This is a genomic window from uncultured Pontibacter sp. (genome assembly GCF_947495565.1).
GTDB lineage: Bacteria > Bacteroidota > Bacteroidia > Cytophagales > Hymenobacteraceae > Pontibacter.
Window position 1 is genome coordinate 337,280 of the sequence record NZ_CANLZM010000003.1, and the last position, 25,813, is coordinate 363,092.

Here is a 25,813-nt window from a genome sequence, read left to right on the forward strand (position 1 = left end):
AGCTACCCTATGTTTACTAAACTGAAGTAGTGGCCGGAGAGAGGAGCTATGTTTCATCCTACGGCTGAGCTCCGGTTATACTTACTCCTCCTCCCGGTGCACCGCGTTAAAATCAAAAGCGGGGATGCAGATAGACCAGTACTCGGTTTCGTGATTGTAGGGGTTGGAGTAGCGGATGCGGGCTCCGGCTTTTATAAGTATAGATTCACCGGCGTTCACCTCCACTTCCTCACCGTCAATTTCAATCAGTTTTTTGCCGCGGGTAACAATCGTTATCTCATCAAACTCCGGAGTTTGGTGCGGCTCTCCCCATTGCGGCGGCGCAACCATGTGCGCCACGCTAAAGGCATTGGTTTGCGTGGAGGCGTTTCCGAAATGCTCTTCTATCAGTTTGCCATCGGTGGTTGGTACCTGAAACGGCTTCGTCTGCTTAAAATATTTTTTCTGGCTCATAGTTAACGCTGTTTAAGTATAAGGCTATTGCTTGTCTGCGCATGCGCCCTGCGTGTAGGAGGTAACGCCAGCCTTATCGGCCATGCAGGAATTGCTGTATGTTTTGCCGTCGCAGCCGCATACTGGTTCATATTGCATGGTGCAGATAGCTTCGGGATCTATTTTTGCCGGATCGATGCAGGTGGTTTGCGGCGTATTGTTGTTAACGCAGGAGGCGAGGCTGGCAAGTATGAAGGACGAGGCGATAAGTACTTTTTTCATAGTTTCTGGTTGGTTAAAAATAGTTACGTAAAAGGCAGAAAAGCACACAAGCACTAACCTGTAAAGGCTGAGTGCGTATGTATCTGCAATTACAAAAATATAGAAATAAGAACGGATTCAGCCTGTCTTTTGGTATGGTCTGTTTAAACCCTTTTCTTTCTTATAACAACCGTTAATATAAAACTATGAATCAGATCAATAAAGACAGTGATAAAATTTTGATAGCCACGCTAGCCGGTATTGGTGTAGGTGTGGCTGCAGGAGTGTTACTAGCTCCAAAGACAGGACGTGACGCCCGCGAAGAGTTAATGCGCCAACTGAACAAGGCCAGCGAAGATGTTAATAATAATGTGAAACGCTGGACGGCTGATCTCAAAAATAAACGCAGCAAAAAAACAGGCGCACAAGCCGACGAAGACTATGATTTTGTGATGCACGGCTCCTGGGATGATGTAAAGAGACAGCTCCGCAATAATTACGACGACCTGACAGAGGAGGACCTGGATTACAAGCAAGGGCAAGAAAACGAACTGCTAGATCGTTTGCAGCAAAGAATAGGTAAAACCAAAGATGAGTTAAAGCGCATGTTGTCTGACCTTAACTTTAAACTATAAGGTTTTGAGAATTGTTATTTTCTCATAAATTTGTTGCTTATACGGCAACTATAATAGAATCTTATAGTATAGGTATAACTTAATGCTGTTGTAGCCGTTATAACAGCACACAAGAGTTTAAGGATTAAAGATCATAAAAATTAGACAAAAACTATGAAAGACAATAGCGGAAAAGTTTTGCTTGCTATGCTGGCTGGTGCCAGTGCCGGTGTTATTGCGGGTTTACTTATGGCACCAGATACAGGTGAGGTTACCCGTAGCAGCGTTAAAAAATGGGCGGGCAAAATGAGCAAAGATCTTGAGAAAAACCTTCAGGACGGCCTGGAAGAGATTAAAAAGATGAGCGGCGATACATTCGGTAAGTCTGCGGAAGGCAACAAAGGCGGTAACGATAATACCGGCACCTCTGCATCTTCCGGCTCATCATCAGCCTCTGCAGGATCAGCTACAACAGGTGGCAGCTCTGCAACCGGCAGCACAGGCGGAAACGCTTAGTCCCTGTAAAAGATTTAAATTCAGACAAACTACAGCCAAAACTGTGGCCTTGTGCCGCTGTTTGCTGAGGAGGCCAGTAGTGCGTCATCTAAAAAATCGCCTACCCTTAACTGGGCAGGCGATTTTGCTTTAAGCAGCAGCTATGTTAACCTAAAACGCTTGTTCGCGTTATAATTGATATAGTAATGCCTCCGAAGAGAGGTCTTTTAAAAATCAATATTAAAACAGAAATAAACTATGAGAACCCATATGGAATGCCGCTCACTTGGCGAGCACAAATCTAATTATAGCACACACGAATCTGTACGCCAGATTAAGCAGAAAGGAACAGAGCACAAAACCGGTAAAGCGAAGAGCAGCAGTGGCGGCCAAGTGGTAGCAGGACTAATTGCTGGTGCAGCCGCAGGTGTTATAGCAGGAATGATGCTTGCCCCGGACAAGGGCACTGTGATGCGTAAAAAAGTATCTAACCAGGCAAGCAAGCTGGGTGAGCAGGTAAACAAAGGCTACAGCAGCACCAAAGGCAAAGTTAGCGACTGGACAAGTAAGGTTAAAGGCGATAAGTCTGGTAACCAGATGCAAGGCAAAGTACAGAAAAGCCCATACACAGATCCTAATAAATGGGATGATCAGGAAAATAAAAATATGACCAACACTGCCAGAAACACACCTGGACTGTAGGTGAACATAAACCATAAAAAAACCGCCTGTTAATATTAACAGGCGGTTTTTTTATGGTTTATACTGAGAGTTTTACTTCTGCTCGTCCTCTTTCTTATCCTGCTTCTCCGGCTTCATCTGCGGGAAGAACAGTACATCCTGAATTGAGTTAGAGTCTGTCATGATCATGGTCAGCCGGTCTATACCTACACCCAAACCTGCTGTTGGCGGCATGCCATACTCTAGCGCACGTAAGAAGTCCTCATCCAGAGCCATGGCCTCTACGTCGCCGCGTCTGGCCAGTTCCAGCTGTTCCTCAAAGCGGGCACGCTGGTCTACAGGGTCATTTAGTTCAGAGAAGGCATTACAAATCTCCTTGCCGTTGCAAATAGCCTCAAAACGCTCTACCAAACCTGGCTTGCTGCGGTGCTTCTTAGCAAGTGGGCTCATCTCTACAGGGTAATCTGTAATAAATGTCGGCTGAATCAGGTATGGCTCTGATGTTTCCCCGAAAATCTCATCAATCAGCTTGGCTTTACCCATTGTTGGGTCTGTATGGATGCCCAACTTCTCTGCCGTCTGGCGCAGCTCTGGCTCACCCATTTCAGAAATATCGATTTTAGTGAAATGCTCGATGGCCTCATACATTGTGTAGCGCTTCCATGGGCGGGCAAAGTTGATGATGTTCTCGCCTACTTTAACCTCTGTAGTGCCGTGCAGGGCTAAAGCCACTTTCTCTACCATTTCCTCTACCAGCTCCATCATCCAGTTGTAGTCTTTATAGGTAACGTAAAGCTCCATTACAGTAAACTCCGGGTTATGGAAACGGCTCATGCCTTCGTTACGGAAGTCTTTGGCAAACTCGAACACACCGTCAAAACCACCTACAATCAGGCGCTTAAGGTAAAGCTCGTTGGCAATACGCAGGTACAGCGTCATATCCAGCGTGTTGTGGTGCGTTTTAAACGGACGCGCTGCGGCACCGCCATGTATAGGCTGCAGTATAGGCGTTTCTACCTCCAGGTATTCTTTCTCTGTCAGGAAGTTACGCATGGTGTTAACAAGCTTGGTACGCTTCTTAAAAGTATCGCGCACGTGCGGGTTCACGATCAGGTCTACGTAACGCTGGCGATAACGTAATTCAGGGTCGTTAAACGCGTCGTATACGTGCTCCACGCCGTTCTCATCTACTTCGCGCTTCACAATTGGCAGCGGTCTCAGTGATTTGGTCAGTACCTTCAGCTCTGTTACGTGTACAGAAATCTCACCTACCTGCGTTACAAAAGCATAGCCTTTAATACCGATGAAGTCACCGATGTCGAGCATTTTCTTGAATACCGTGTTGTACAGGTCCTTGTTCTCGCCAGGCGCAATGTCATCGCGCGACACATAGATCTGGATACGGCCAGTGCTGTCCATCAACTCCGCAAAAGAGGCTTTGCCCATAATACGGCGGCTCATTAAACGGCCAGCCAGCGTTACCTCCTGGAAGTTGTTTTTCTCCTTATCAAAATTTTCCTTTATCTCCTTGGCAGTGGCCGTAACCTCAAATGTCTCAGACGGATATGGGTTAATGCCCATTTTCTCCAGTTCTTCGCGCTCATGGCGTCTGCGTAGTTCCTGTTCGCTCAGTTGCATGCGATTTATACTATATGTGGTAAGTTCAAATCAAGCTGCAAAATTCGGAAATAATCGGCAGCTTTTAAAGTGTTAATTGCTGATTGTTAAATTGCTGAGGTGCTGTAGCAGGTTTTATGTTTGATAATGCGTGTAATCTGCTGAGGCGCATCATATTCTATGCTTTGTGAGAACTAAATAGCAGAGCAAGTTAAGGTGTAAGCTCAGGTGCAGAAAACGATACTTATACTTATAGCAGCAGGCAAAAAAAGGCCCCAGCAAGTATAAACCTGCTGGGGCCAAGGAAGGAAAGTATGCTTTATGCCGCCTGACCTAGTTCGTAGTCTTCGTTGCCAAGCAGCGGCTTTATCTGTTGTTGCAGTCTTGCCTCTACAAAGTTACCCTGCAGGTGCTTCGGCAATTCCCGCACAGAAGACTCATACTTTTGCAAGCCGACAGCCTGCGCCACATAGCACTCGTGTATTCCGTTCAGGTAGCTTACCAACTGCAGCAGCGACTCATGAAACAGTTTAAAGTCGATCTCAGCCTGCACGAAACGTTCAATCTCACGATGAGAGGAGGAGATGCGCAGGCGCGCCATCAGGTCAAACAGTGTAGTATAGCCTATGCGCCAGGTTAGCTGCTGCCAGTGCTGCGGCCCGAATTTCTGGAGTACCTCGCCGGTTTTGCTGCTCCGGATAGCTGTGGCGGTGTTGGCCTGCACCTGCTGCCTTACAGCCTTGGCGCGTTGGCGGCGGGTGGTGCGCAAAAACTGCCCTATCTGCGACTGCGCTTCCAGCTCTTTTCCCGCAATCTGCAGGCCCGGCTTGTAGTGCGCCAGCGGCAGGCGGTGTACGTTAAAATCATCATAATGGCCTGATGCGTAGAAGCCCATTGCCCGCGGGTACGCATTTTTTACTACCAACCTCCCGGCTTCACGTAGCACCCAAGCCTCATTATTTGTTTTTACGCCGCGCGTGTACAGGAACGCTTGCAAGCCCGCAAACACAGCATAATAAGCCTGCGGAAAAGTCCAGTGCAGCGCGTTACGCATGTATTCCTCATCGCCAAGCTCGGCGGTGGCACGCAAAGCATACTCAGTGCTCCAGCTATTTAGCAACAGCTTTTTTATAGCCTCCAAGTCTTGTTCGTTTAGATCCGGCTTCTGCTCATGCAGCACCGGCAGTTGGCCCGGCGCCACGGTGCCAGAGTTTTGGATGTGGTAGTTTATCGCAAAAAAGTAGTTCAGAAACACCTGTGCAGGTATGGATTTCTGCCATACTTTATCTGTGTTTTGTGTTTCCTCCTGATACAGGGGAAGCACCTTTTCTTCATCTCTCTCTTTCATATATAATAAACAAATATGAGGCAGCATCAGTTGCATAAAATCAGGAAATAACGGCTGTTTTGGTGATATTAAATTACTGGTTTACAGCTGGTTGTATGGGATGTTGAAATGTTCGTAATAAAGCATTGCAGCAGCGTTTTGGATGCTGCTTAACTATAGCCGCTCTAGTGCTTGAACTTGTTATTATAGATTGCTGAATAATTGTACTTTTATAATTTTATTAGCTGCTGAGGCGGGCAAAGGTTGTACTCAGGGGTTTGTTAAGAATTTAATAACACAACATACCATTTACATTTCTAATTTTGCAGGATATGTCAGGCGCCATACCTACAGTCTTGCACTTCCTTTTTTTGCAGCAGCAGCGCCTGTTGCCATATTTGTTGTCAACCCAAATCAATCAAATATTTTATGAGTAAACATTTACAAAAGCTAGGAGCTCTTGTAGCGGGCTTTGCTATGCTTGGCAGTACACAAGTGCTGGGGCAGGCTTCCGTTAATTCCCTCCCTTACAACCAGAATTTTGACGGCATGACTACCTCGTTACCTGCCGGATGGAATGCTGTTCGTTTCTCAGGTAGTGGCACAGCAGGAGCAGAACTGACTCCCAAGCAGTCAGATGGATCAGACAACTCTGGATCTGTATATAGCGTAGGTTCGTCTAACAGTTCAGACCGTGCCTTGGCTACGCTAGCCTCTGGATCGACTGTTCCTCGCTTTGGAGCCAGCTTTATTAATAATACTGGTGCTGCTTTAGCAGGAGTTAAATTAACTGGCGTAGCAGAACAATGGAGAAGTGGCAGTAGTAGCGATGTGAATGAGGTGGTTGTTTTCGAATACAGCCTGAATGCGTCTTCTATCAATGACGAGACAGCTACATGGGTGCCTGTGCCTGCACTAAATCTAATTGAGATATTAACAACATCATCAACAGCTGAAGGAGTTGATGGCAATGTAAATAAAACCAGTATTGCCGCAAGTCTGGCAGGCGTTACCTGGAATGAAGGTATTACTCTCTGGATCCGTTGGACTGATGCTAATGATGGAGGAAGTGATGGTATGTATGCGTTGGATGATTTTTCAATTACATCTAGCGACGAGCCGATTCCCGTAGACGAAACAGCGCCAGCAGTGGTAAGCCTTTCTCCGGTAAATGGCGGCGAAGGTGTATCGGTTAACAGTAAACTGTTGCTCACGTTCGACGAAGCTGTAGTGGCAGACGCGGTAGGCGTTATCATTATCACCAACGTAACAGCTGGTACTACTACCCAAATAGCTGCCAATGATGCTGATAAAGTAAGTATAAATGGCGGAGCCGTTACCGTTAATTATACTTTAGCACCAGAAACCAGCTATAGTATAGCCCTGGCAGCAAATTCTTTTAAAGATGCAGCCGGTAATTCTACAGCTGAAATAGCAGCCGGCAACTGGGCTTTCACAACGCAAGGAGTAGGGATGCCTGTGGCTGATAGCTACTTTGAGAGTTTTGACAACTGCTCTCCGGATGCCAGCACAACGCTATCAGGCAACTGGATGCACTACAGCGTAACCGGATCTGAGACGTGGGCTTGTACCCAGTATGGCGCTGACAACTCTTTCGGTGTGCAGATGAACGGCTACAACGGCGGCGTAAAAGTAAACGAAGACTGGCTGATCTCTCCTGCCTATAACCTGCAGGGCCTTGAGCTGCCGGCAATGTCAGTAAATTACGCAACCAAATACAGCGGCGCTGCGCTGCAGGTAAAGGTATCAACAAACTACAGCGGCACCGGCGACCCATCAGCGGCCACCTGGACAGAGCTGCTGACGCTTCCGTCGGACAACACGGATACCTGGAAACTGCTGCAGAACATCAACCTGACAGCTTATAAATCAGAAGGTACGCACATTGCCTTTGTATACTTTTCTGACAGCGATGCCGGTGCTTCTCGTTGGACGCTGGACAATTTCAAAATAGAAAATGCTTCCACAATATTCTCTGTGGATGAGCTGAATATCAACTTTGGCCTTGTGGCGGTTGGTAACACATCAGAGGCGCAGGAGTTTACTTTTAACGCCATTGGCTATGCGCAGGAGGTGGTGCTTACCGCTCCGGCCAGCTTCGAGCTGTCCAAAGACAACGTTGCCTTCCAGCAGAGCCTGTCTTATACTGCTGAGGAGGCTGCAGCCCAAAACAAAGTATACGTGCGCTTTAAACCGTCTTCGGCGGCAGTGTTTGCAGGTGCTATTACCTTTACCAGCGGCAACGAGCTGAACAAGGAGCACGGTATGCTGCAGGGTTCGGCATTAAGCTACGACAACACATTGGATATTGCCACCTGGAACCTGGAGTGGTTTGGCTCCACCAGCAATGGGCCGAGCAACGAGGCATTGCAGTACGAAAACGCTAAACAAGGCATAACTGCGTTGAACGCTGATATAATTGCGGTGCAGGAGATTGTAGACGTTAACCTAATCAAGCAACTGGCAGAGGAGCTTGGCTATAAGTATGAGGATATGGATACGGAGTGGCTCTACAGCAACTCACAGCGCACCGGAGTACTTTACAGGCCAGAGATACTTACTGTAAGAAAAGAGAAAACGCTGCTTTCTAAATTGTATGCTGATATCAAAGCCGGTAGAACAACATTGCCAGGGTATCCTTCTAGTAGCTCAACTTTCTGGGCAAGCGGCCGTCTGCCGTACCTGGTGCAGTTCGAAACCAACATCAACGGAGTTCGCCAGTACATCAACGTAGTTAACATACATGCCAAAGCCAACAGCGGCGATGACATTACGCAGTACGACAGACGCAAGTATGATGTGCAGGTGCTGAAAGACTCGCTTGATGCCCAGTACGGCAACACCAACCTGGTTATGCTCGGCGACTTCAATGATGATATTGACGAATCTGTAGTGGCCGGTGCCGGCCCGTCGTCTTACAAAGTTTTTGTGGACGATAGCAACTACAAAGCCCTCACCTATGAGCTGAGCTTGACAGGGGCTTACAACCTGGTTGGCTCGTATAAGAGCTTCCTGGATCACATCCTGATTTCGCAGAGCCTGGAGGATGAGTACATTGCTAACTCAATTGTTATCCGTAACGATTTCCTGAACAGCATTGCTAACTATGGCAGCACCACGTCAGACCACTTGCCGGTAATGGCCCGCTTCCAGCTGGTGACCAACGACCCTGAGCAGGAAACGCCAACTGGCATTGCTGATGCCACTAAAGGCCAGTTTAGTGTGTATCCTAACCCGGTGCAGAACTTTGTGAGACTGTCGTTGCCGGAGCGTGTGCGCGGCTTCAAGAACATCGCCTTGGTTGCTTATGGCATAGATGGGCGTGTGCTGTTTACAGCAAACGGTTCTCAGGAGGGTGTGCAGCAGGTGCTGAGCGCTGAGGCTGCTACATTAAAGCAAGGTATGTATATCCTGAAAATTGAGGCTGGTAAAGAGGTATTTGTAACCCGAATGCTGAAAAAGTAAGCTAATTTATTACCATACTTACAGGAGAAGCCTGCCACTAATGTGGCGGGCTTCTTTGTTTTTACAGCAAAATCAAAGAGAAACCAAGTAGGGCTGAAGGCGGTAAACCAAGTATAAATTTATTTTGAGATGAACATCGTAGACAGACCACAAATTGCCAATAATACACACGCCACCGTACTTGTAGGGGCAGGGCTAACCAGCTACTTCCTAAACGAGAACAGGCCTAAAACCGCTCTTATTCCTCCGTTGGCAGGCGGAACTTTGCTGCTCCTCAGTTCCAGAATCAAGTCCGGGGATAAGAGTGTGGCGCATGCGGCAGTTGGCCTGACTTCGCTGCTGAGCGTGATGACGGGTGTGCTTTTTTCCAAAGCCATTGCGCCATCAGAAATAGCAAAGCAAAAATTTAAGCCCGAAGTACGGCAGCGCAGGGCCGGCATATTCGGGCTGATGACGTTAACAGGTATAGCCGCTGTGGGCGTATATGTGGCAGGCTTTATTCAGAAGCGAAAGCAGGCCGAAAGCAAAGGCTAGAAACCGGCTGCGGCATCGTCGCCACGCGGGTCAGCGCCACCTTCCAGTTTACCGTTCGGCAAAACAAGTATGGCATCCACACGGCCAAACTGACCGCGCTGCTTTAAAATATAGCCTTTGCTTACCAGCTCAGCGCGTACTGCGGCAGGTATGGCATCGGCGGTGTGCTGTATTTCGTCGGGCAGCCACTGGTGGTGGAAGCGCGGTGCGGCTACAGCCTGCTGCATACCCATGTTATGCTCTACCACATTTAGGATTGTCTGGAAAACCGAGGTCATGATAGTGGAGCCGCCGGGCGTGCCGACAACCATAAACAGCTTGCCGTCTTTTTCAAGTATAGTGGGTGTCATGGAGCTGAGCATACGCTTGTTCGGTTGAATGGCATTGGCTTTTCCGCCTACCAGCCCGAACATGTTCGGCACGCCCGGCTTCGCGCTAAAGTCGTCCATCTCGTTGTTTAGCACAAAACCAGCACCCTTTACCACTACTTTAGAGCCGTATCCGCCGTTAAGTGTGGTGGTGATAGAAACGGCATTGCCTGCAGGGTCTACTATGCTGAAGTGGGTTGTTTGCTCCGTCTCATACACAGGCAGCTCACCAGCTTTTACGGCAGAGGAAGGTGTGGCCTGCGCCAGGCTCATGGTGCCCATACGTGCTTTTAAGTATTCCTCGTCCAGCAGTTCGTTTACCGGTACATCCACAAAATCAGGATCGCCGAGGTAAGTAGCGCGGTCTGCATACACACGTCTTTCTGCCTCTGTCATAAGCTGGATGGTTTCGGTGCTCTGCCAGCCATACTTGCGCAGGTTGTAAGGTTCTACCATTTTCAGAAGCTGCAGCAGCGCAATGCCTCCGCTGGAGGGCGGGCCCATTGAAATCACTTTATAATCTTTGTAACTGCCCGTGACAGGCTCCCGCCAGACAGAAGTATAGTTTGCCAGGTCTTCATGCGAGATGATGCCGTTGCCGCGCTGCATTTCCTTCACGAACAGATCAGCTGTCTCACCGGCATAGAAACCCTCGCGGCCTTTGTCGCGGATACGCTCCAGTGTACGGGCCAGGTCTGAGTGGCGCAACGTATCTCCGGCCTGCCACTCCTGTTCCTGCACCAGGTAAGGCAGGTGCTTATTGTTGTTGATAAAGCTTTGTTTTGAGTTGTTCAGGCCTTGCGCCTCTTTTTGAGTGAGTACTACGCCATTGCGGGCCAGGTCTACGGATGGCTGCACCAAATCTGCCCAAGGCAGAGAACCCAGCTTTTGGTGTATCTTCACCATGCCATCCACCGCTCCCGGCACACCTACTGCAAGGTGGCCGTCAGTGCTCAGGCCATCTACTACTTTGCCAATACTATCCTGATACATTCTTTCCGTAGCTGCGCCAGGGGCTGTCTCCCTAAAGTCGAGGGTTACGATATCGCCGGAGGCGCTACGGGCAACCATAAAACCGCCGCCGCCTATGTTACCTGCCACCGGAAAAGCCACTGCCAAGGCAAACTGGGTTGCTATGGCCGCATCATAAGCATTGCCTCCTTTGCGCAAAATCTCCATACCTATGCGTGAGGCATCCGGATGTGCCGATACCACCATGGCCTTCTCAGAAGTATAACCACGCGCGGCCTCAGGCGTTTCCTTGGGTGGTAGGGTGGCGCAGCCGCTGAAAAGGGTAGGGAGCAGCGCTATAAGCAGCAGCCATACTTTAGCCGTAGCAGTTAAAGGAGATGTCAGGTGCATGATGTTCGTGTTGATGTTTGGGCACATAAGATATAAAAAAACGCCAGCTATTGCACATAGCTGGCGTTTCTCTTCTAGATGGGTTTCGCTTATTTCAGATCTTCCTGAATGATGGCCACGGCCTCTTCCACGTATACATCCTGCTTTAAGCTCTTAATAAACTCTTTGTTACGGGCAAGTTTAGCTGTGTCGCTGCCTAAGGCTTGCATATCCTGCTGCAGGCGCTTCACATCAAGCACTGGCACCTCTTTCTGCGCTTCCTCCAGACGTTTGGCTTCTGCTTCTGCCTTTTGCTGCTCCGTTTTATACTTCTCCAGCTGCAGTGAGCGGGTAGTGTTGTCTGACTGCTTCTTCAGGCGTTCCGCACTTTCTTTTATAAGACCAAAGCTGTTGTTGTTTGATACACGCTGCTGGCTATGAGATTTTACCTGCGTCAGGTTTAGCTTGCCGTTGTTCCATGGCTTATATTTTGCCGGAGATATTTCATCAAACGGAAGGGCAAAATCCTGCTCCTTCTCGCCAAACTCCAGGTAAGCATAGGCATCCGGAAGCACAACATCTGGCGTAACGCCGCGCAGCTGTGTGGTGCCGCCGTTAATTCGGTAGAACTTCTGCGTTGTCAGTTTTAGTGCTCCAAACGGCTTATAAGGGTTAAATTGTGCAGGTAACGCCTCATCCAGTTCAAAGAACTGCTGCACGGTGCCCTTGCCAAAAGTAGAGCTGCCCACAATTACAGCACGCTTATAATCCTGCATGGCTGCTGCCAAAATTTCTGAGGCCGAGGCACTGTTAGAGTTTACCAGTATTACCAGCGGGCCGCCGTACTGCACTTGCGTGTCGCGGTCATCAAGTACTACGGCTTTGCCGGAGGCTGTTTTAACCTGCACTACCGGGCCTTGTTCTATAAACAAACCAGCCATTTCCACGGCATCGGCCAAAGAGCCGCCACCGTTATTGCGAAGGTCTAGGATAAGGCCTTTCATGCCGGCTGACTTTAATTTGTCAACTTCCTTTTTTACGTCAGCACCACTAAAGCGTCCGTTCTTGTTCTCAAAGTCGGCGTAAAAGCCTGGCAGTTTAATGTAACCGATTTTATCTTTATCCTCAATCAGGGCAGACTGAGCATATGTTTCCTCAAATACAATCACATCCCTCACGATTGGGATAATCTTATTTGAACCATCCGGCTTTTTCACGGTCAGACGTACTTCAGTTCCTTTTTTACCACGGATAAACTGGATTGCATCGTCCAGGCGCATACCTTCCACCAAGATTGGTTCTTCTGCACCCTGGCCAACCTTCTGGATAATGTCGCCTGGCTTTAGCTCACCTTGTAAGTATGAGGGGCTACCGGGCACAATCTCCATTACTCTAATCTGGCCATCTTTTTCCTGCAGAGAGGCTCCAATACCTTCCAGGCGGCCGGTAAAGTTAATGTCGAAATCAGCTTTGGCTTTAGGCGGGAAGTATCCTGTGTGCGGGTCGTACACGTTGGTAACCGCATTAATATAAGTAGCACGGTGATCTTCGCGGTTTATCTTAGCCAAGCGCTGGTAAAGGTCGCTGTATGTTTTCTGCACTTTCTCACGCGCCTCTTTCTCCAGCTGCTCAAAAGATTTCTGCTCTGCTTTAGGGTCCTTCTCCAGCTGCTTCTGCTGCTCTTCCTGCATGTCTACCAGTCGTATCAGTGTCTGGTACTTCAGTTGCTTGCGCCACGCTTCTTTCAGCTCTTCCTTGTTCTTGGCATATGGAAGCTTCTCGCCGTCCAGCTCAATCTGCTCATTTTGGGTAAAGTCGAACGGCTGGCCCAGAATTTCTTTGTAGTATCCTTCAGAATCCTTTATGCGCTGCTCATATAGGTCTGCAGACAGATCAAAAAACTGAAAAGTACCTTGTCTCAGCTCATCGTCTATCGCAGTTTCATACTTCTGCAGTTGCTGCACATCTGGCTCTAGCAAGAATTTCTTGTTGAAATCTAGCCGCTGCAGGTAAAGTTTGAATACTTTTTTAGAAAAGGCATCGTCTACTTTCTCTGGCTGATAGTGGCCTGAGTTCAAACCCTGCATCAAAGCTTTGATCAGAATCTCGTTCTTACCCTCTGGCGTAGCACCGTTTTTATAGAGTATGAATGATCCTGTAACAAGGATGACAGCCAATACCGACAGTATTATTTTGAAACGAGTTGTCAATGATATCATCTATTTAAATAAGTTGAACTAAAGGTTAGATTGCAAAAGTGGTGCCGCTTACAGGCTTACGCATGGATTTAATATGTAATGTAAGAGAAAAAAATATTTTATCATAGTGGCGCAAGCCAGCATCCTACAAAACAAGTGCTTAAAATACTACATACGTGGTACAGCAATTAATATTATAACTCCTTGCGGGCTTTTTTCGTTTCCGATAGTATAATGTACAAATTATAAAACCATTAACTTAAAACTATGAATAACAACGAAAGAACCATAGATGTTTTACAGGAACTGAATCAGTTTGTGAACGATAGAATTGAAGGTTACGAGCGTGCCGCCAACCATACAAAAGACCCGGCGCACCAGTCTTACTATAACGACCTGAAAACCCAAAGCCGCCAGTTCTCTAATGAGATAAACAGTACCATTAGCAGCATGGGCGGAGACACGCAAAGCAGTACAACCGCAAAGGGTAAGGTGTTCCGTGGCTGGATGGACGTAAAGTCAACAATTACCGGCAACGACGAGGAAGCACTGATAAAGGCTAACCTTACCGGCGAGGAGTGGGCTCAGAAAGCTTATAACGATGCGCTGGACCACAGAACCGAGCTTCCGCAAAATGTAGTACAGATGGTTGAGAAGCAAAAACAAGCCTCACTTGCCACCTGTGAGCGCCTACGCCAAATGGAAAAATCAGCTGATTAACAGTAGTTCAAGCATAAGATTGAAAAGGGTTGCCAACTAATGGCAGCCCTTTTTGTTTTAAGAAGTGTGGCACAACGAGTTTGCTGTTTTAGAAGATAGAAGTTAGATGAAGAACATACTTATATTTGGGGATAGCCTGACCGCTGGCTATGGTTTGCCTGCCGCCCATGCCTACCCCAGCATTATTCAGGAGCGGCTACGGCAGGAGGGGTATACTGATTATAAGGTGCTTAACGGTGGCCTCAGCGGCGATACTACTGCTGGCGGCGTGCACCGGGTAGACCGTTGGCTAAACGAACCCGTGGCTATTTTTATACTTGCCTTAGGCGCTAACGACGGACTTAGGGGCATACCTGCCCGCGAAACAACGCAGAACCTGCAGGAGATCATCAATAAAGTGCGACATAAAAACCCGGAGGCGAAAATTATACTTTCTGGCATGGAAATACCTGATATTGTGCCGGGGCGCTATGCCGCAGAATTTCGAAAGCTGTTCCGGGAGTTGGCTATTGAAAACAACATTCATTTTATACCTTTTCTGCTAGAGGGCGTGGCTGGCAACCGGCACCTGAACCTGCCAGACGGCGTGCACCCGAACGCGGAGGGGCAGAAGCTGCTGGCACAGCATACCTGGGGCAAACTGAAAAACTGTTATAAAAGCAGGAAGGCGAGGAGATTTCTCCTCGCCTTCCTGCTTTCTGTTTATAAGTATAGCGGATGCTTGTCTACTCGGGGGTAATGCCGGTGTCGCGTCTTTTAAGCTCTACTTCTCTGCCTTTTGCTTGCTCATACTGAGCTTGAAGCTCTTTTAAAGTATTACGCGCCCAAAACGAGAAAGGCGTTGCCTCGGCTTCATCCATATCTTTCAGCTCTCCGTCAAGTTCGTCTATGGCATCTTGCTGAGCTTCTGTTAACCTCTCCCAGTACGCCTCGTTAAAATTTTCGGCTTCGCGAAGTTCGTTGAGATGCTCTGTATGTTCCTCTTCTATCTGCTGAGGCAGCGTTACCTTGTACTCCTGCGCCAGTTCTTGTAGCTCTTCCTGTTTAGTGGAGTACCAGTCTACCAGGTTCTGACCGTAGCTTCTCAGTACCTCTGATGTGCCCTGGGCCGCAGCCAGTTTACCAAGCTCCATTTGCAGCATATTGTTGCGGGCGGTAAAGGCCATTAACTCTTGCCTGTCTTCTGTAAGCGTAGAATCAGTGCCGGCTATGGTGGCTGTTTGTGCGCTGGTGTCAGTGTTCTGTTCGCCGGATCCGGAGTCGCAGGAGGCAAAGAGTAAAGTGCCTGCCGCACACCAAATGGCTATCATCGCATTTTTCATAGTTTGCTGTTATATTAGAATATTAAATGTTATACCCTAGTGCATACGAAACTATGGCAAATTGTTTTCTGTGCGGGTGTGGCTGTGCAAGGCAAGTATGTTAGAAAGTGACGGAATGGAAAGAGGTTTTGCAATGAAACCAACCACCACATCATAGTTGCGTGCTCTTTGTTTGTGCATTTCCTCCTCAGAGGAAGTAAACATCGAGATGAACGTATCATGGCGTTGGGCAAAGCCTAAAGCATGGTAACGGTCCAGAAAATCAAACCCATCCAAAGAAGGCATGTTGATATCGAGCAAGATAAGATCCGGAAAAGCAGTATCTTTAGTAACCTCAATAGAATGAAGAAATTCCAGCGCTTCCGGCACACTGTGGCAAACAGATATCAAATCGCTGACATCAGCATCCTCCAATATGATCTGAGAAAATAAATTATTGATCTGATCATCATCAATAATTAAAATATGTTGCAGTTTATACATTTTTGGCTGCTATTGGGCTTTCTAATGATTAGTTATAGTTGAGTAGTACAAAGTAATAGCAAAGCCATACTTAGAATGCTCAAGGTTAGTAGCGGTGGTATTGTGTTATAACGTCAAAGTTAAGGAGAATAGTGTTCAATGCAGCATATTTATACTTGAATAGATACTAAAATAAATTAGATGCTTAGGATGAAGGATGTTTAAAGCTTTTTGTTTTATGCATAAAAAAAGCGCCTGAAACTACTACTTGTAGCTTCAGGCGCTTTGGTTTTAAGCGATTTATTTAAAAATATTAATAATAAATATGCTCGCCTCTGTTTTGCTGGAAATGCGTATCGAAATAGCGTGCATCTTCTGCGTTGTGTGGTTTGAAACCAAGCACGATATTACCTTCTTTTACGCCTGTCTCATATACTTTGGCTCTTTCTTCAGGTATACCGGCACCAATCAGTGCGCCAATCAGACCACCTGTTAAGCCACCTGCGCCAGCACCGGCTAAACCAGCCGCCAACGGACCAGCTACTACCAAGCCAAGGCCAGGGATTGCTATTGAAGTACCAATAGCTGCCACAGCACCTACAATAGCGCCTAGCGTACCGCCAATTGCTGAACCGGCTCCTGTGCCTTCCAATGATTTATTTCCTAATTCAGTAGTGTCATCAGCGTCGTCATCGCCGAAGTGGCGCTTTCTGCCTTCGTCAGACATTACCACATTGATTTCGTCTTTATCATAGCCACGTGCTCTTAATTCATCATAGGCACGTTCTGCACTTTCTCTGTCTCTAAACATTACGGTCATCATGCCCGCACTATCAGTTTTATTTACCATAGCTTTTTTAGTTTTGGTTTTATAATCATGTAAAGCCGACAAGCTTATTTTAGTGTCTGCCAACTTTGTAATGTATAACGGGTAAGCTTTCCTGTTAGTTACGAATATGAGCCAATGAATGCTTAATAAGCTGTTTTGTATTGATTAGCGGCTGTATTAAGCTCATTCTGCAGGCGGCCCAAGCACGCGGTCAACAATATGTACTATTCCGTTGGATGCCTGCACATCCATTACCAATATAGAGGCTTCGCCTACGCTAATATTATCGCCCTGCCTGGATACTATAATTTCATCCCCCTGAGCTGTTATCATCGGCATGCCGTTTTTCATCTCGCTGGAAGGTACGCGGTTTGGAAGCACATGCGCCTGAAGTATTCTCCTTAACTCCGGTTTACTGCCGGGGCGCTTCAGCGCTTCTACAGTGCCCGCAGGTAAAGCCGCAAAAGCATCATTGGTAGGTGCAAATACTGTATAAGGAGCAGGGCTTTCCAGTACAGTTACCATGTCCGCCGCTTTAATTAGCTCCAGAAAAGTAGACAACTCAGGGGTTTGTTGTGCCAGCGCTACAATATTTGGCTTTCGCCCCAATGGGTTATCCGCCGAAACTATTTCGCTTGTCTGGTCTTCAGCAGGCATATCTGTGTCAGGGTCCATGGTTGACTGCGAATCGGATGATTCAAGCCCTGATTGATCTTCCGTAGTTGAGCCTGTCGCATCGCCGGGAGCATTCACTGTATTATCCATAGTGGCGTTGGTGTCAGAACTGGCACAGCCCGAAAGTAACAATGCTGCCATAAAAGCGACCGAGAGTAGTTTTATTGTTTTCATAGTAAATAAGTATGGTACAGTCATTTTACATGATTGTGCCGCTAAATGTTAATCAGTTTATACTGTACTTTAGAAAATGAAAGTATAAAAAGCGATTGATGCTCTGGTATTTAGTATGAAATGTGGTTTGAGCTGATGGTCTAATCAGGTATGTATAGCAAGTATAAATCACTGCGTTAGAAATACTCTGATTTATACTTGAGGAGGCATAACCGCTGTAAATAGAGAAAGCCCTCTTTTAAAAGAAGGCTTTCGTGCTTATTAAATAAAATCAATCTCTGGATTAATATCCGATAGCATCGGTGTCTTGAGTGTTTTCACGAAGTATAACACTGTCAATAACATGAATAACACCGTTAGAACCTTCAATATTGCTTTTTACAATCTGGGCTCCACCAATACGAATATCTGTGTTGTTCACACCTACCTGTACCGGTATGTAGGAATCTTCACCAACCTGAATTTGCGAGTTGTTCTGGAACTGTAGCGAGGATACCTCACTTGGTAAAACGTGCATCTGCAGTACGCTCATCAGAACGGCTTTATTTTCCTCTTTTAGAAGAGACTCCAATTTTTCTTTCGGAACTTTAGAAAAGGCCTCGTTGGTAGGGGCAAGCAATGTATATTCGTCTAGTCGCTGCAGGTCGCTTACTAAGTCGCTCTTCTCAATGAGCGCTACAAAAGTGGATAAGTTAGGGTCCATTTTCGCCAGCGATAGCACATCGTATTGCTCAGTATCATCTATATCAGAGAACATATCGTCTATAGAGCCTGTGTTTTGCATTGATAAGGCAGCGGCTGATGTTGCTGTTGCCGTCATATCAGATGTAGCCATATTATCGGTACGCATATCATCTGTTCCTTCCATGTCGGAAGTTGTACCGGCCATTGTCTGGGTTTCGCTCATGGTCATGTTATCGTCCATGGCGGTAGTGTCATTCATCGCATCATTTGAACTCGCGCAGCCAAAGCCAAACAGCATAGTAGCGGCAAGAGCCATTGGTATAATCATTCTCTTTTTCATAGCTTTCAGTTTTTTATTAGTTGCTCAAAATAGTTGAGTAATAATTTCAACTATTATATAACTGAATTGCGCTGAAAATGTTGAGCTATGATGCTTATTTTGTGTGTGTTAAAGTGTGCTGAGAAGCAAGTGGGCTTAAAGGTTACCGCCTTACGCTAATTAATTATACACCTTCACCACAAATACGTACTCTTTCAGTTTTTTGAGTTGCTGTGGCCTGTTTTGAGCAGAAAGTGTATTATTCTTTGGTAAAATTAAAGGCTGCACTTGTCCTGTAATAGCCAATTCGTTAATCAGCTGCATTAGGTAAGCTGATTTAATGGCAAAGGCTGCTCCTTCCTGACCTGCCTGCTTGCCGCTGATTACACCAATCAGGTTGCCTCTGTCATCAAGTAAAGGGCCGCCGCTGTTGCCGGGGTTAAGCGGTATAGATATCTGGTAGGCTGTAGTATCGCCTTCAAAGCCGGAGGAGGAGCTGAGTGAGCCTTCTCCAAACACGATATCCTCGCGAGGGTAGCCAAGTGTAAACACCTTCTCGCCAAGCTCGCTTTCTGTATCTTTAAAAGTATAAGGCAATTTTCCGAAGCCCTCAAAAGTGTCTTCAGTAACTTTAAGTATAGAAAGGTCGTGAATCTCGTCGCGGTAAACTTCGGTAACTTTATACTTTGAGCCGGCTTTATTTTCTATCATAATAGAATCTGCGCCTTCCACAACGTGTGAGCTGGTTACCACATATCCATCGGAAGAAATAGCAAAGCCAGTACCGCTAAAGGCTGCAGGGCGTGGGGTTGCCGGTTTGCTGGCGTCGTTTATGCCATTGATGATGGCAGTCTGCGCTTTTTTGAGGCGCTCCACCTCGCGGCGCAGCTCTACATAGCGTGCAGTTTGCTGTTGCACCGGCGCCTTCATCTGCTGCACACTCCAAAGCGTACCGAATACCGAAAGCAACGAAACGCTGGCCGCTACCGCAACTGTTTGCCTGTGGCGGTTCCAGAACACTTTCCAACCGTTTGGCGTGGCCGGCTGTTGCTCAACTTCCATCTGGCTGTGAATGGTGTTCAGTTGCTGGCGCAGGTCTTGGCGCTGCCCAAAGGCTTTTAGGGCCTGTAGCATTTGCCTGTGCTCGCGCACCTGCTCAGCCAGGCGTGCATCAGTGCGCAGCAGTGCCTCAAAGCCAGCCCTTTCCTCAGCGGCCATCTGCCCGTTCAGGTAGCGTTCAATCTCTTCGTATGCGCGGTACTCTAACATCTTAGTCTTTCTCCCAGAATAGTGTTAACCTGATTAAACCTCAGGCTTATAGGTAGCAAAAAATATCTTCTTCAGGCGCTGCAGGCATTTATACTTCTGGTTCTTGGCTGTATCTGTATTGGTATAGCCAAACTTATCCGTAATGTCCTGCATGTTTTGCATGCGTATGTAATAGTCCTCAATTAAACTGCGGCACGGCTCCCCGAGCTGCTCCAAGGCGTCGCCCATCACGCCAAACTGCCTTTCCTGCTCCTCGTGCTGCAAGGTATCATCCTCAACGGGCACAAAGCTATCTGAGTCGTCTAGTTTGGTGGCAAAGCGGCCTTTCTCTGCCAGTCGCTTCAGCCAGAGCCTTCTGCACACAGAGTACAGGTAGGTTTTTATCTGGCAGGTAAGCTCCAGGCTGTTATCCCGAATCTTTTCGTAAAACACGATGACGCCCTCCTGGTAAATGTCCTTGGCCTCGTCATCGGTTCCGCTGTTATTCAAAATAAAGTGAGAGATCATCGGGAAGTATAGTTTGTACAGGTGGGCGAGCGCTCTTTCGTCGCTGCGCCGGATGCCCTCTATCACCGCCTCATCCGTCTCATACAAACTCTTCTTCATTCCAGTCAAATTTTAATACGCTAGCGGGCGTTTTGTAACCCATCAAAAAAATATTTTTAAAAACTTTCAGAAAGCAGGGTTACCTCTTCCCGTTTTCGGTATGAAGGTCAAAATCGAAACCAAAACTCTTAATCACAAACACAAAAATGAAAAATTTATTCCAATTCGCTATCGTAGCTCTTGCTCTTGTTACTTTCACTGCGTGCAACGAAGAAGCAACTACTGAGACTGAAGCTGTTGAGACTGAGGTTGTAGAAGAAACTCCAGTTGTTGAGGAAGAAGTAGTAGTAGAAGATTCTGCTGCTGTTGAGGTTGACTCTACTGTTATCCAGTAGTTATAGCTAAGAACTACAGCGAATAGCTTATAGTTCTGAAACACATCAACGGGCCTTGTGCATACGCGCAAGGCCCGTTGCTTTTTATGGGCCAGCTAAAGTATGCTTCTTCCTCAAAACAGGAGGGCCAGCTATACTTTAGCTGGCCCTCCTGTTATATTCTGTGGCTAGCGCTTTACTTTTTTGCGTCGCTCAATTTCGCTTTTTATTAAGCTGAACTCGCGGCTGCTCTGGCCGGCTATGGCTGTGTTTTCGTTGGCGCGGCGCAGCAAGTATGGCATTACCTCCACCACCGGGCCGTAAGGCACATACTTGGCCACATTGTAGCCGGCGTTTGCCAGGTTGTAAGATAGGTTGTCGCTCATGCCGTAAAGCTGTGCAAAGTACACGCGCGGATCGTTCGGGGCAATGTTATACTCTTCCATCAGATCCATGAGCAGGTAGCAGCTGGCCTCGTTGTGTGTGCCGTTGCAAAAAGCAATACGGTCTATGTGCTTTATGCAGAAGCGAAGGGCGTTATCGAACAGTTCGTCTGAAGCCTCTTTTGTAGGGTTGATCGGGCTTGGGTAGCCCTCCAGCTGCGCACGCTTTCGCTCCTTCTCCATGTAAGCACCACGAACCAACTTGGCTCCCAGGTAGTAGCCACCCTTTATGGCATTCTCATAATCCTGCTGCAGCACATCCAGCCTGTCGTGGCGGTAGAGCTGGTAGGTGTTATAGATGTTGGCTTTCTCCTTGTTATAGAGCTCCATCATCTCATAGGTCAGGTTGTCAATCGTCTCCTGAATCCAGCTTTCCTCGGCATCAATAAATACGCGCACATCACGCTGGTAGCAACTTTTGCAGATTTCATTTACACGGTCGCGGCCGCGCTCGAAAGCGGCGCGCTCGGTTGCCGAAAGCTCCTGCTTCTTTTGCACCTTCTCCAGCAGGTTGATGTCGATCAGGCCGGTGATCTTAAACACTGAGAACGGAATATTTTTGTTGCCGTGTGCTTTTTCAATGCCGTGCAGCAGCTCATCGCGGGTAGCGTCAAAGCTTTTCTCGTCGCCCTCGCCCTCCACAGAATAATCCAGAATAGTGCCGATGTTATACTTTGCCAGCTCCTGTATCGCACGCTCCGACTCCTCAATCGTTTCGCCGCCGCAGAAGTGGTTAAAAATAGTAGGCTTGATAATAAACTTAACCGGCAGGTGCAGGGTAAGGGCTGTGCTTAGCAGAGCGCCGCCGGCCTTTACAAACACGTTGCTGTTCATGGATTTAAACAGCAGGTACATCTTATATAGCTCAGCGTCGGATTTAGATGAGAAAGCGACAGCTGTATCGTCGAAAGACACTTTGGTAATCAGGTTCATGTAAGGTAGTATTAGTGGTGCAAAGATAGCGCTTCGGGCCTAGTACACAACCCTAAAGGAGAGGAGCGTTAGCTAAATTTATACTTTGCCCAAAGTATAAACACCCGGCCCAGGTTTGCTGTTTAGCTGTAAGGGCGATTTGGAGCATATGCCTCGGTAATTTATACTTTGTTGCTGCCTTTTTGCGCCGCATCGGCTACCTTTGTAACAATACACGCAATTGATGAAGTTTAATCAGAAACATTCTTTTTTTACAGAACTGCTGGCAGGGCAGGGGCAACCGCTGGTAATAGCAGGCCCGTGCAGCGCCGAAACTGAAGAGCAGGTGATGCAGACAGCACAGGCGCTGAAGCAGCAGCGTATACATTTATTCCGGGCGGGCATCTGGAAGCCCCGTACCCGCCCCGGCAGTTTTGAAGGCGTGGGGTCTGAAGGGCTGCTTTGGCTTAACCGTGTAAAGCGGGAGTTGGGCATGAAAGTAACCACCGAAGTCGCCACTGCCCGCCATGTAGAGGAGGCGCTGAAGCAGGAGGTAGATGTGCTCTGGATAGGCGCGCGTACCACGGTAAACCCTTTTGCCGTGCAGGAAATTGCCGATGCCTTGAAAGGTGTAAAGGTGCCGGTGATGATTAAAAACCCTGTAAACCCTGACCTGGCGCTGTGGATTGGGGCAATAGAGCGTATTTACCATGCTGGCGTGAGTGATATGGCGGCTATCCATCGTGGTTTCTCGTCTTATCAAAAATCAAAGTATAGAAATGTGCCGGTGTGGCAGATCCCGATTGAGCTGAAGGCCCGTTACCAAAGCCTGCCGGTTATTGTGGACCCCAGCCATATCGGGGGCAAGCGGGAGCTGATTTTCCCGGTATCGCAGAAGGCGCTGGACCTGGGGTATGATGGCGTGATGATAGAAACACATCCTAACCCCGAGCAGGCCCTGAGCGATGCGGAGCAACAGGTAACCCCAGCCAGACTAGCTGAAATACTGGGCCAACTGCAAGTGCGCAAAAGCCACTACGACGATGTTGAGCTAGAGAACCGCGCCGAAGAGCTGCGCCTGCAAATAGATGCTGCGGACCATGATATTATCGCTGCGCTGGCCAAGCGCATGGCCTTGGTAGAGCAGATCGGTGATTATAAAAAGCAGAATAACGTACAAGTGCTGCAGTTGGAGCGATGGAAGGAGATTTTCAGAAGCCGAGGCGAGTGGGCCGAAGATGCCGGGCTGCATGCTGCCTTTATAGAAGAGCTTTATAAGCTGATCCACGTGGAATCTATCCGTAAGCAAACCCAGATCCTGGACGGCGTTTAATTAATTATTGAATTGCTGTATTGTTAAATGTTAAATGGATGGTTTATTGGATTAATTGACAGAAAAGCCAAACAACTACTACCTCCACAATTTTTAACTTTTCAACTCTCTAACTTTCTAACTCAAAATGACTGAAGCTATACATATAGGCCCGGATACGCTAAAGGAGCAGCTGCCAGAACTGCTGAAGAACCGCGCGTTCAGCAAAGTGGCGGTGCTGGTAGATGAAAACACACTGCACCACTGCTACCCAACACTAAAGCCATACTTACCCGAGCACGACCTGATACAAATTGAGAGCGGCGAGGAACATAAAGCCCTGCAGACCTGCGAGCAAATCTGGCAGCGCATGACGGAGCTGAACTTGGACCGCTGGTCGGTGCTGGTAAACCTGGGTGGCGGTGTGATTGGGGATATGGGCGGTTTTTGTGCGGCAGTTTTTAAGCGCGGGATATTCTTTGTGCAGGTGCCCACAACGCTGCTGGCGCAGGTAGATGCCAGTGTGGGCGGCAAAACCGGTATCGATTTCCATGGCCTTAAAAACCACATCGGGGTATACCAGGAGCCGCAGGCGGTGTTCATCAACCCGGCTTTTCTGCAAACTTTGCCACAGCGGGAGCTAAAGTCGGGCTATGCGGAGATCATCAAACACTGGCTGATAGCGGACAAAAACGCTTTTATGGAGCAGCGCCACATTGGCCTGTTCACAGAGGATTGGGATGGGTTAATTCGCCATTCGGTAAGTATAAAATCCGGTGTGGTGGAGCAGGACCCGCTGGAGGGCGGCTTGCGCAAGATCCTGAACTTCGGGCATACCGTAGGCCATGCCGTGGAAAGTTATCTGCTGGAGCAGCCGGAGCGGAAGTTGCTGCACGGCGAGGCTGTGGCAGTTGGGATGCTCTGCGAAGCCTGGATCAGTAAAAAACATGACTTGCTCTTGCCTGAGGAACTGGATAAGATCGAAACTTTTCTGGTGTCTGTGTATGAGAAAGTAAGGCTATCGGAAGATGATATACAGCACATTGCCCAACTGGCGCTTCAGGATAAAAAGAACACCCGCTCCACTATCAACTGCACGTTACTGCAAGGCATCGGCAAAGCTGTGTACGACCAGCCAATAACGGTACAGGAAATTATTGAATCATTACGCTACTATACTTTACTATGAGCCAGAGCCTCACCCTAAGTCACCCTAACGGCAAATTGGCCGGAAGTATAAAATTGCCTGCTTCTAAAAGTGAGGCCAATCGCGCCCTCATTATCGCGGCGCTGTCGGGGCAGGAGTCGCAGCTGCACAACCTTTCTGAGGCCAACGATACACAGCTGCTTCAGCGCCTGCTGCAGAGCGATGCGGAAACCATAGATGCAGCGGATGCTGGTACGGTAATGCGGTTCCTGACGGCTTATTATGCTATAACCGGACAGCAAAAGACATTAACCGGAACAGATCGGATGTGCCAGCGGCCGATTAAAATACTGGTGGAGGCGCTGCGTGAGTTGGGCGCAAGTATAGAATATGTAGGCGAGGAAGGGTATCCGCCCCTGAAAATAAACGACTTTAACGGCAGCGGACAGAAGCGCTTGAAAGTGCGCAGCGACATTAGCAGCCAATATATTTCCGCTTTGCTGATGATAGCGCCCCTGCTCCCCGAAGGGCTGGAGCTGGAGCTGGAGGGAAAGATCGGCTCAAGACCTTATATTGAGATGACGCTCTCGCTGATGAAGCACTTTGGAGTAGACGCTGATTTCTCCGGAAACATGATCACTGTAAAGCCTCAGAAGTATAAATCCGCTGCGTTTACGGTAGAGTCTGATTGGTCTGCGGCAAGTTACTGGTACAGTTTGGTGGCTTTGGCCCAGGAGGCTGACGTTACGCTGCTGGGGCTAAAGGAGAAATCCTTTCAGGGCGACCGCGCTGCAGTGGACATCATGTACCGATTAGGCGTATATACCGAATTTGCCAAAGACGGCGTTAGGCTGCTGAAAAAAGAGCACGAGCGGCACATTTCCTTAGACTTCTCTGACTGCCCAGATCTGGCGCAAACGGTGGTGGCTTTATGCGCTGCCATAGGTGTAACGGTGGATATAACAGGCCTGGAGAGTCTGCGGATAAAGGAAACGGACCGTATTCAGGCGCTGCAAATAGAGGTCTTGAGCTTAAATGCGTCGCTGCAAGAGATTACACCGGGCATATTTCGTTTGAAGCCGGATATTATGCAGAAAAAACCTTTGTCGTTCCGCACGTATCAGGATCACCGTATGGCGATGGCTTTTGCACCGGTTGGGTTGCTGCAGCCCGTCGAAATTCAGGAGCCGGGAGTGGTGCGCAAGTCGTACCCGCGTTTTTGGGAAGATCTGGAGAAAGTTGGTTTTGATGTAAAGTATAAAGAGTAGCGC

At 47.9% G+C, this 25,813-nt stretch carries 25 protein-coding genes; 11 read left to right on the forward strand and 14 right to left on the reverse strand.

Annotation, left to right across the window (positions count from 1 at the left end):
• Positions 1–81 precede the first annotated feature (81 nt).
• Positions 82–453, reverse strand: coding sequence for a cupin domain-containing protein (locus Q1B04_RS06100; protein WP_299756846.1), 372 nt, complete (start codon positions 451–453; stop codon positions 82–84).
• A gap of 24 nt (positions 454–477) precedes the next feature.
• Complete coding sequence (locus tag Q1B04_RS06105; protein WP_299756849.1) at positions 478–714, reverse strand: Kazal-type serine protease inhibitor domain-containing protein; 237 nt, start codon at positions 712–714, stop codon at positions 478–480.
• A 185-nt stretch (positions 715–899) separates the two neighbouring features.
• Here Q1B04_RS06105 and Q1B04_RS06110 point away from each other — a divergent pair, with 185 nt between their 5' ends.
• From Q1B04_RS06110 to Q1B04_RS06120, 3 genes are all read left to right on the forward strand, one after another.
• Entirely contained in the window at positions 900–1,328 is a 429-nt protein-coding gene (locus tag Q1B04_RS06110; protein WP_299756852.1) for a YtxH domain-containing protein, read from the forward strand.
• A 153-nt stretch (positions 1,329–1,481) separates the two neighbouring features.
• On the forward strand, positions 1,482–1,823 hold the full coding sequence (locus Q1B04_RS06115; protein ID WP_299756855.1) for a YtxH domain-containing protein: 342 nt from the start codon (positions 1,482–1,484) through the stop codon (positions 1,821–1,823).
• 237 nt (positions 1,824–2,060) lie between these two features.
• Positions 2,061–2,504, forward strand: coding sequence for a YtxH domain-containing protein (locus Q1B04_RS06120; protein WP_299756858.1), 444 nt, complete (start codon positions 2,061–2,063; stop codon positions 2,502–2,504).
• 72 nt (positions 2,505–2,576) lie between these two features.
• Here Q1B04_RS06120 and lysS read toward each other — a convergent pair whose 3' ends face one another.
• Together lysS and Q1B04_RS06130 are read right to left on the reverse strand one after the other, a co-directional pair.
• Positions 2,577–4,121 (reverse strand): lysine--tRNA ligase, encoded by a 1,545-nt coding sequence (gene lysS / locus Q1B04_RS06125; RefSeq protein ID WP_299756861.1) that lies wholly within the window; start codon positions 4,119–4,121, stop codon positions 2,577–2,579.
• A gap of 298 nt (positions 4,122–4,419) precedes the next feature.
• Positions 4,420–5,448 carry a hypothetical protein gene (locus tag Q1B04_RS06130; protein ID WP_299756864.1) on the reverse strand — a complete coding sequence of 343 codons (1,029 nt, stop codon included), beginning with the start codon at positions 5,446–5,448 and terminating at the stop codon, positions 4,420–4,422.
• A gap of 408 nt (positions 5,449–5,856) precedes the next feature.
• Between Q1B04_RS06130 and Q1B04_RS06135 the strand changes: the two genes are divergently transcribed.
• Positions 5,857–8,913, forward strand: a complete 3,057-nt coding sequence (locus Q1B04_RS06135; RefSeq protein ID WP_299756867.1) for an Ig-like domain-containing protein — start codon at positions 5,857–5,859, stop codon at positions 8,911–8,913.
• A gap of 129 nt (positions 8,914–9,042) precedes the next feature.
• A complete protein-coding gene (locus tag Q1B04_RS06140) occupies positions 9,043–9,447 on the forward strand; it encodes a hypothetical protein (protein ID WP_299756870.1) in 405 nt (134 codons plus the stop codon).
• Here the strand turns inward: Q1B04_RS06140 and ggt are convergent.
• Both ggt and Q1B04_RS06150 read right to left on the reverse strand, forming a co-directional pair.
• Complete coding sequence (ggt, locus tag Q1B04_RS06145; protein ID WP_299756954.1) at positions 9,444–11,033, reverse strand: gamma-glutamyltransferase; 1,590 nt, start codon at positions 11,031–11,033, stop codon at positions 9,444–9,446. The genes Q1B04_RS06140 and ggt overlap by 4 nt on opposite strands.
• Before the next feature lie 233 nt (positions 11,034–11,266).
• Positions 11,267–13,375, reverse strand: coding sequence for a carboxy terminal-processing peptidase (locus Q1B04_RS06150; protein WP_299756873.1), 2,109 nt, complete (start codon positions 13,373–13,375; stop codon positions 11,267–11,269).
• 246 nt (positions 13,376–13,621) lie between these two features.
• Here Q1B04_RS06150 and Q1B04_RS06155 point away from each other — a divergent pair, with 246 nt between their 5' ends.
• Complete coding sequence (locus tag Q1B04_RS06155; protein ID WP_299756876.1) at positions 13,622–14,074, forward strand: PA2169 family four-helix-bundle protein; 453 nt, start codon at positions 13,622–13,624, stop codon at positions 14,072–14,074.
• A gap of 106 nt (positions 14,075–14,180) precedes the next feature.
• A complete protein-coding gene (locus Q1B04_RS06160; RefSeq protein WP_299756878.1) occupies positions 14,181–14,813 on the forward strand; it encodes an arylesterase in 633 nt (210 codons plus the stop codon).
• Here Q1B04_RS06160 and Q1B04_RS06165 read toward each other — a convergent pair.
• From Q1B04_RS06165 to Q1B04_RS06195, 7 genes are all read right to left on the reverse strand, one after another.
• Positions 14,800–15,396 carry a DUF4142 domain-containing protein gene (locus tag Q1B04_RS06165; RefSeq protein WP_299756881.1) on the reverse strand — a complete coding sequence of 199 codons (597 nt, stop codon included), beginning with the start codon at positions 15,394–15,396 and terminating at the stop codon, positions 14,800–14,802. The genes Q1B04_RS06160 and Q1B04_RS06165 overlap by 14 nt on opposite strands.
• A 51-nt stretch (positions 15,397–15,447) precedes the next feature.
• Positions 15,448–15,879 (reverse strand): response regulator, encoded by a 432-nt coding sequence (locus tag Q1B04_RS06170; protein WP_299756883.1) that lies wholly within the window; start codon positions 15,877–15,879, stop codon positions 15,448–15,450.
• A gap of 292 nt (positions 15,880–16,171) precedes the next feature.
• Positions 16,172–16,708, reverse strand: a complete 537-nt coding sequence (locus tag Q1B04_RS06175; protein WP_299756885.1) for a hypothetical protein — start codon at positions 16,706–16,708, stop codon at positions 16,172–16,174.
• A gap of 162 nt (positions 16,709–16,870) precedes the next feature.
• Positions 16,871–17,536 (reverse strand): fasciclin domain-containing protein, encoded by a 666-nt coding sequence (locus tag Q1B04_RS06180; RefSeq protein ID WP_299756886.1) that lies wholly within the window; start codon positions 17,534–17,536, stop codon positions 16,871–16,873.
• 283 nt (positions 17,537–17,819) lie between these two features.
• Positions 17,820–18,560, reverse strand: a complete 741-nt coding sequence (locus tag Q1B04_RS06185) for a fasciclin domain-containing protein (RefSeq protein ID WP_299756889.1) — start codon at positions 18,558–18,560, stop codon at positions 17,820–17,822.
• A gap of 159 nt (positions 18,561–18,719) precedes the next feature.
• Positions 18,720–19,808, reverse strand: a complete 1,089-nt coding sequence (locus Q1B04_RS06190) for a S1C family serine protease (protein ID WP_299756892.1) — start codon at positions 19,806–19,808, stop codon at positions 18,720–18,722.
• Positions 19,809–19,841: 33 nt separating this feature from the next.
• Positions 19,842–20,414 (reverse strand): sigma-70 family RNA polymerase sigma factor, encoded by a 573-nt coding sequence (locus Q1B04_RS06195; RefSeq protein ID WP_299756894.1) that lies wholly within the window; start codon positions 20,412–20,414, stop codon positions 19,842–19,844.
• A gap of 146 nt (positions 20,415–20,560) precedes the next feature.
• Between Q1B04_RS06195 and Q1B04_RS06200 the strand changes: the two genes are divergently transcribed.
• Positions 20,561–20,749 (forward strand): hypothetical protein, encoded by a 189-nt coding sequence (locus Q1B04_RS06200; protein WP_299756896.1) that lies wholly within the window; start codon positions 20,561–20,563, stop codon positions 20,747–20,749.
• A gap of 167 nt (positions 20,750–20,916) precedes the next feature.
• On the opposite strand, the gene Q1B04_RS06205 is transcribed toward Q1B04_RS06200, so the two are convergent.
• Entirely contained in the window at positions 20,917–22,104 is a 1,188-nt protein-coding gene (locus Q1B04_RS06205) for a proline dehydrogenase family protein (RefSeq protein WP_299756899.1), read from the reverse strand.
• A 223-nt stretch (positions 22,105–22,327) separates the two neighbouring features.
• On the opposite strand from Q1B04_RS06205, the gene Q1B04_RS06210 reads away from it, so the two are divergent.
• From Q1B04_RS06210 to Q1B04_RS06220, 3 genes are all read left to right on the forward strand, one after another.
• Entirely contained in the window at positions 22,328–23,416 is a 1,089-nt protein-coding gene (locus tag Q1B04_RS06210; RefSeq protein ID WP_299756902.1) for a bifunctional 3-deoxy-7-phosphoheptulonate synthase/chorismate mutase type II, read from the forward strand.
• A gap of 127 nt (positions 23,417–23,543) precedes the next feature.
• A complete protein-coding gene (gene aroB, locus Q1B04_RS06215; RefSeq protein ID WP_299756905.1) occupies positions 23,544–24,584 on the forward strand; it encodes a 3-dehydroquinate synthase in 1,041 nt (346 codons plus the stop codon).
• Positions 24,581–25,810, forward strand: a complete 1,230-nt coding sequence (locus Q1B04_RS06220; protein ID WP_299756908.1) for a 3-phosphoshikimate 1-carboxyvinyltransferase — start codon at positions 24,581–24,583, stop codon at positions 25,808–25,810. The genes aroB and Q1B04_RS06220 overlap by 4 nt, the downstream gene beginning before the upstream one ends.
• Positions 25,811–25,813: the final 3 nt, after the last annotated feature.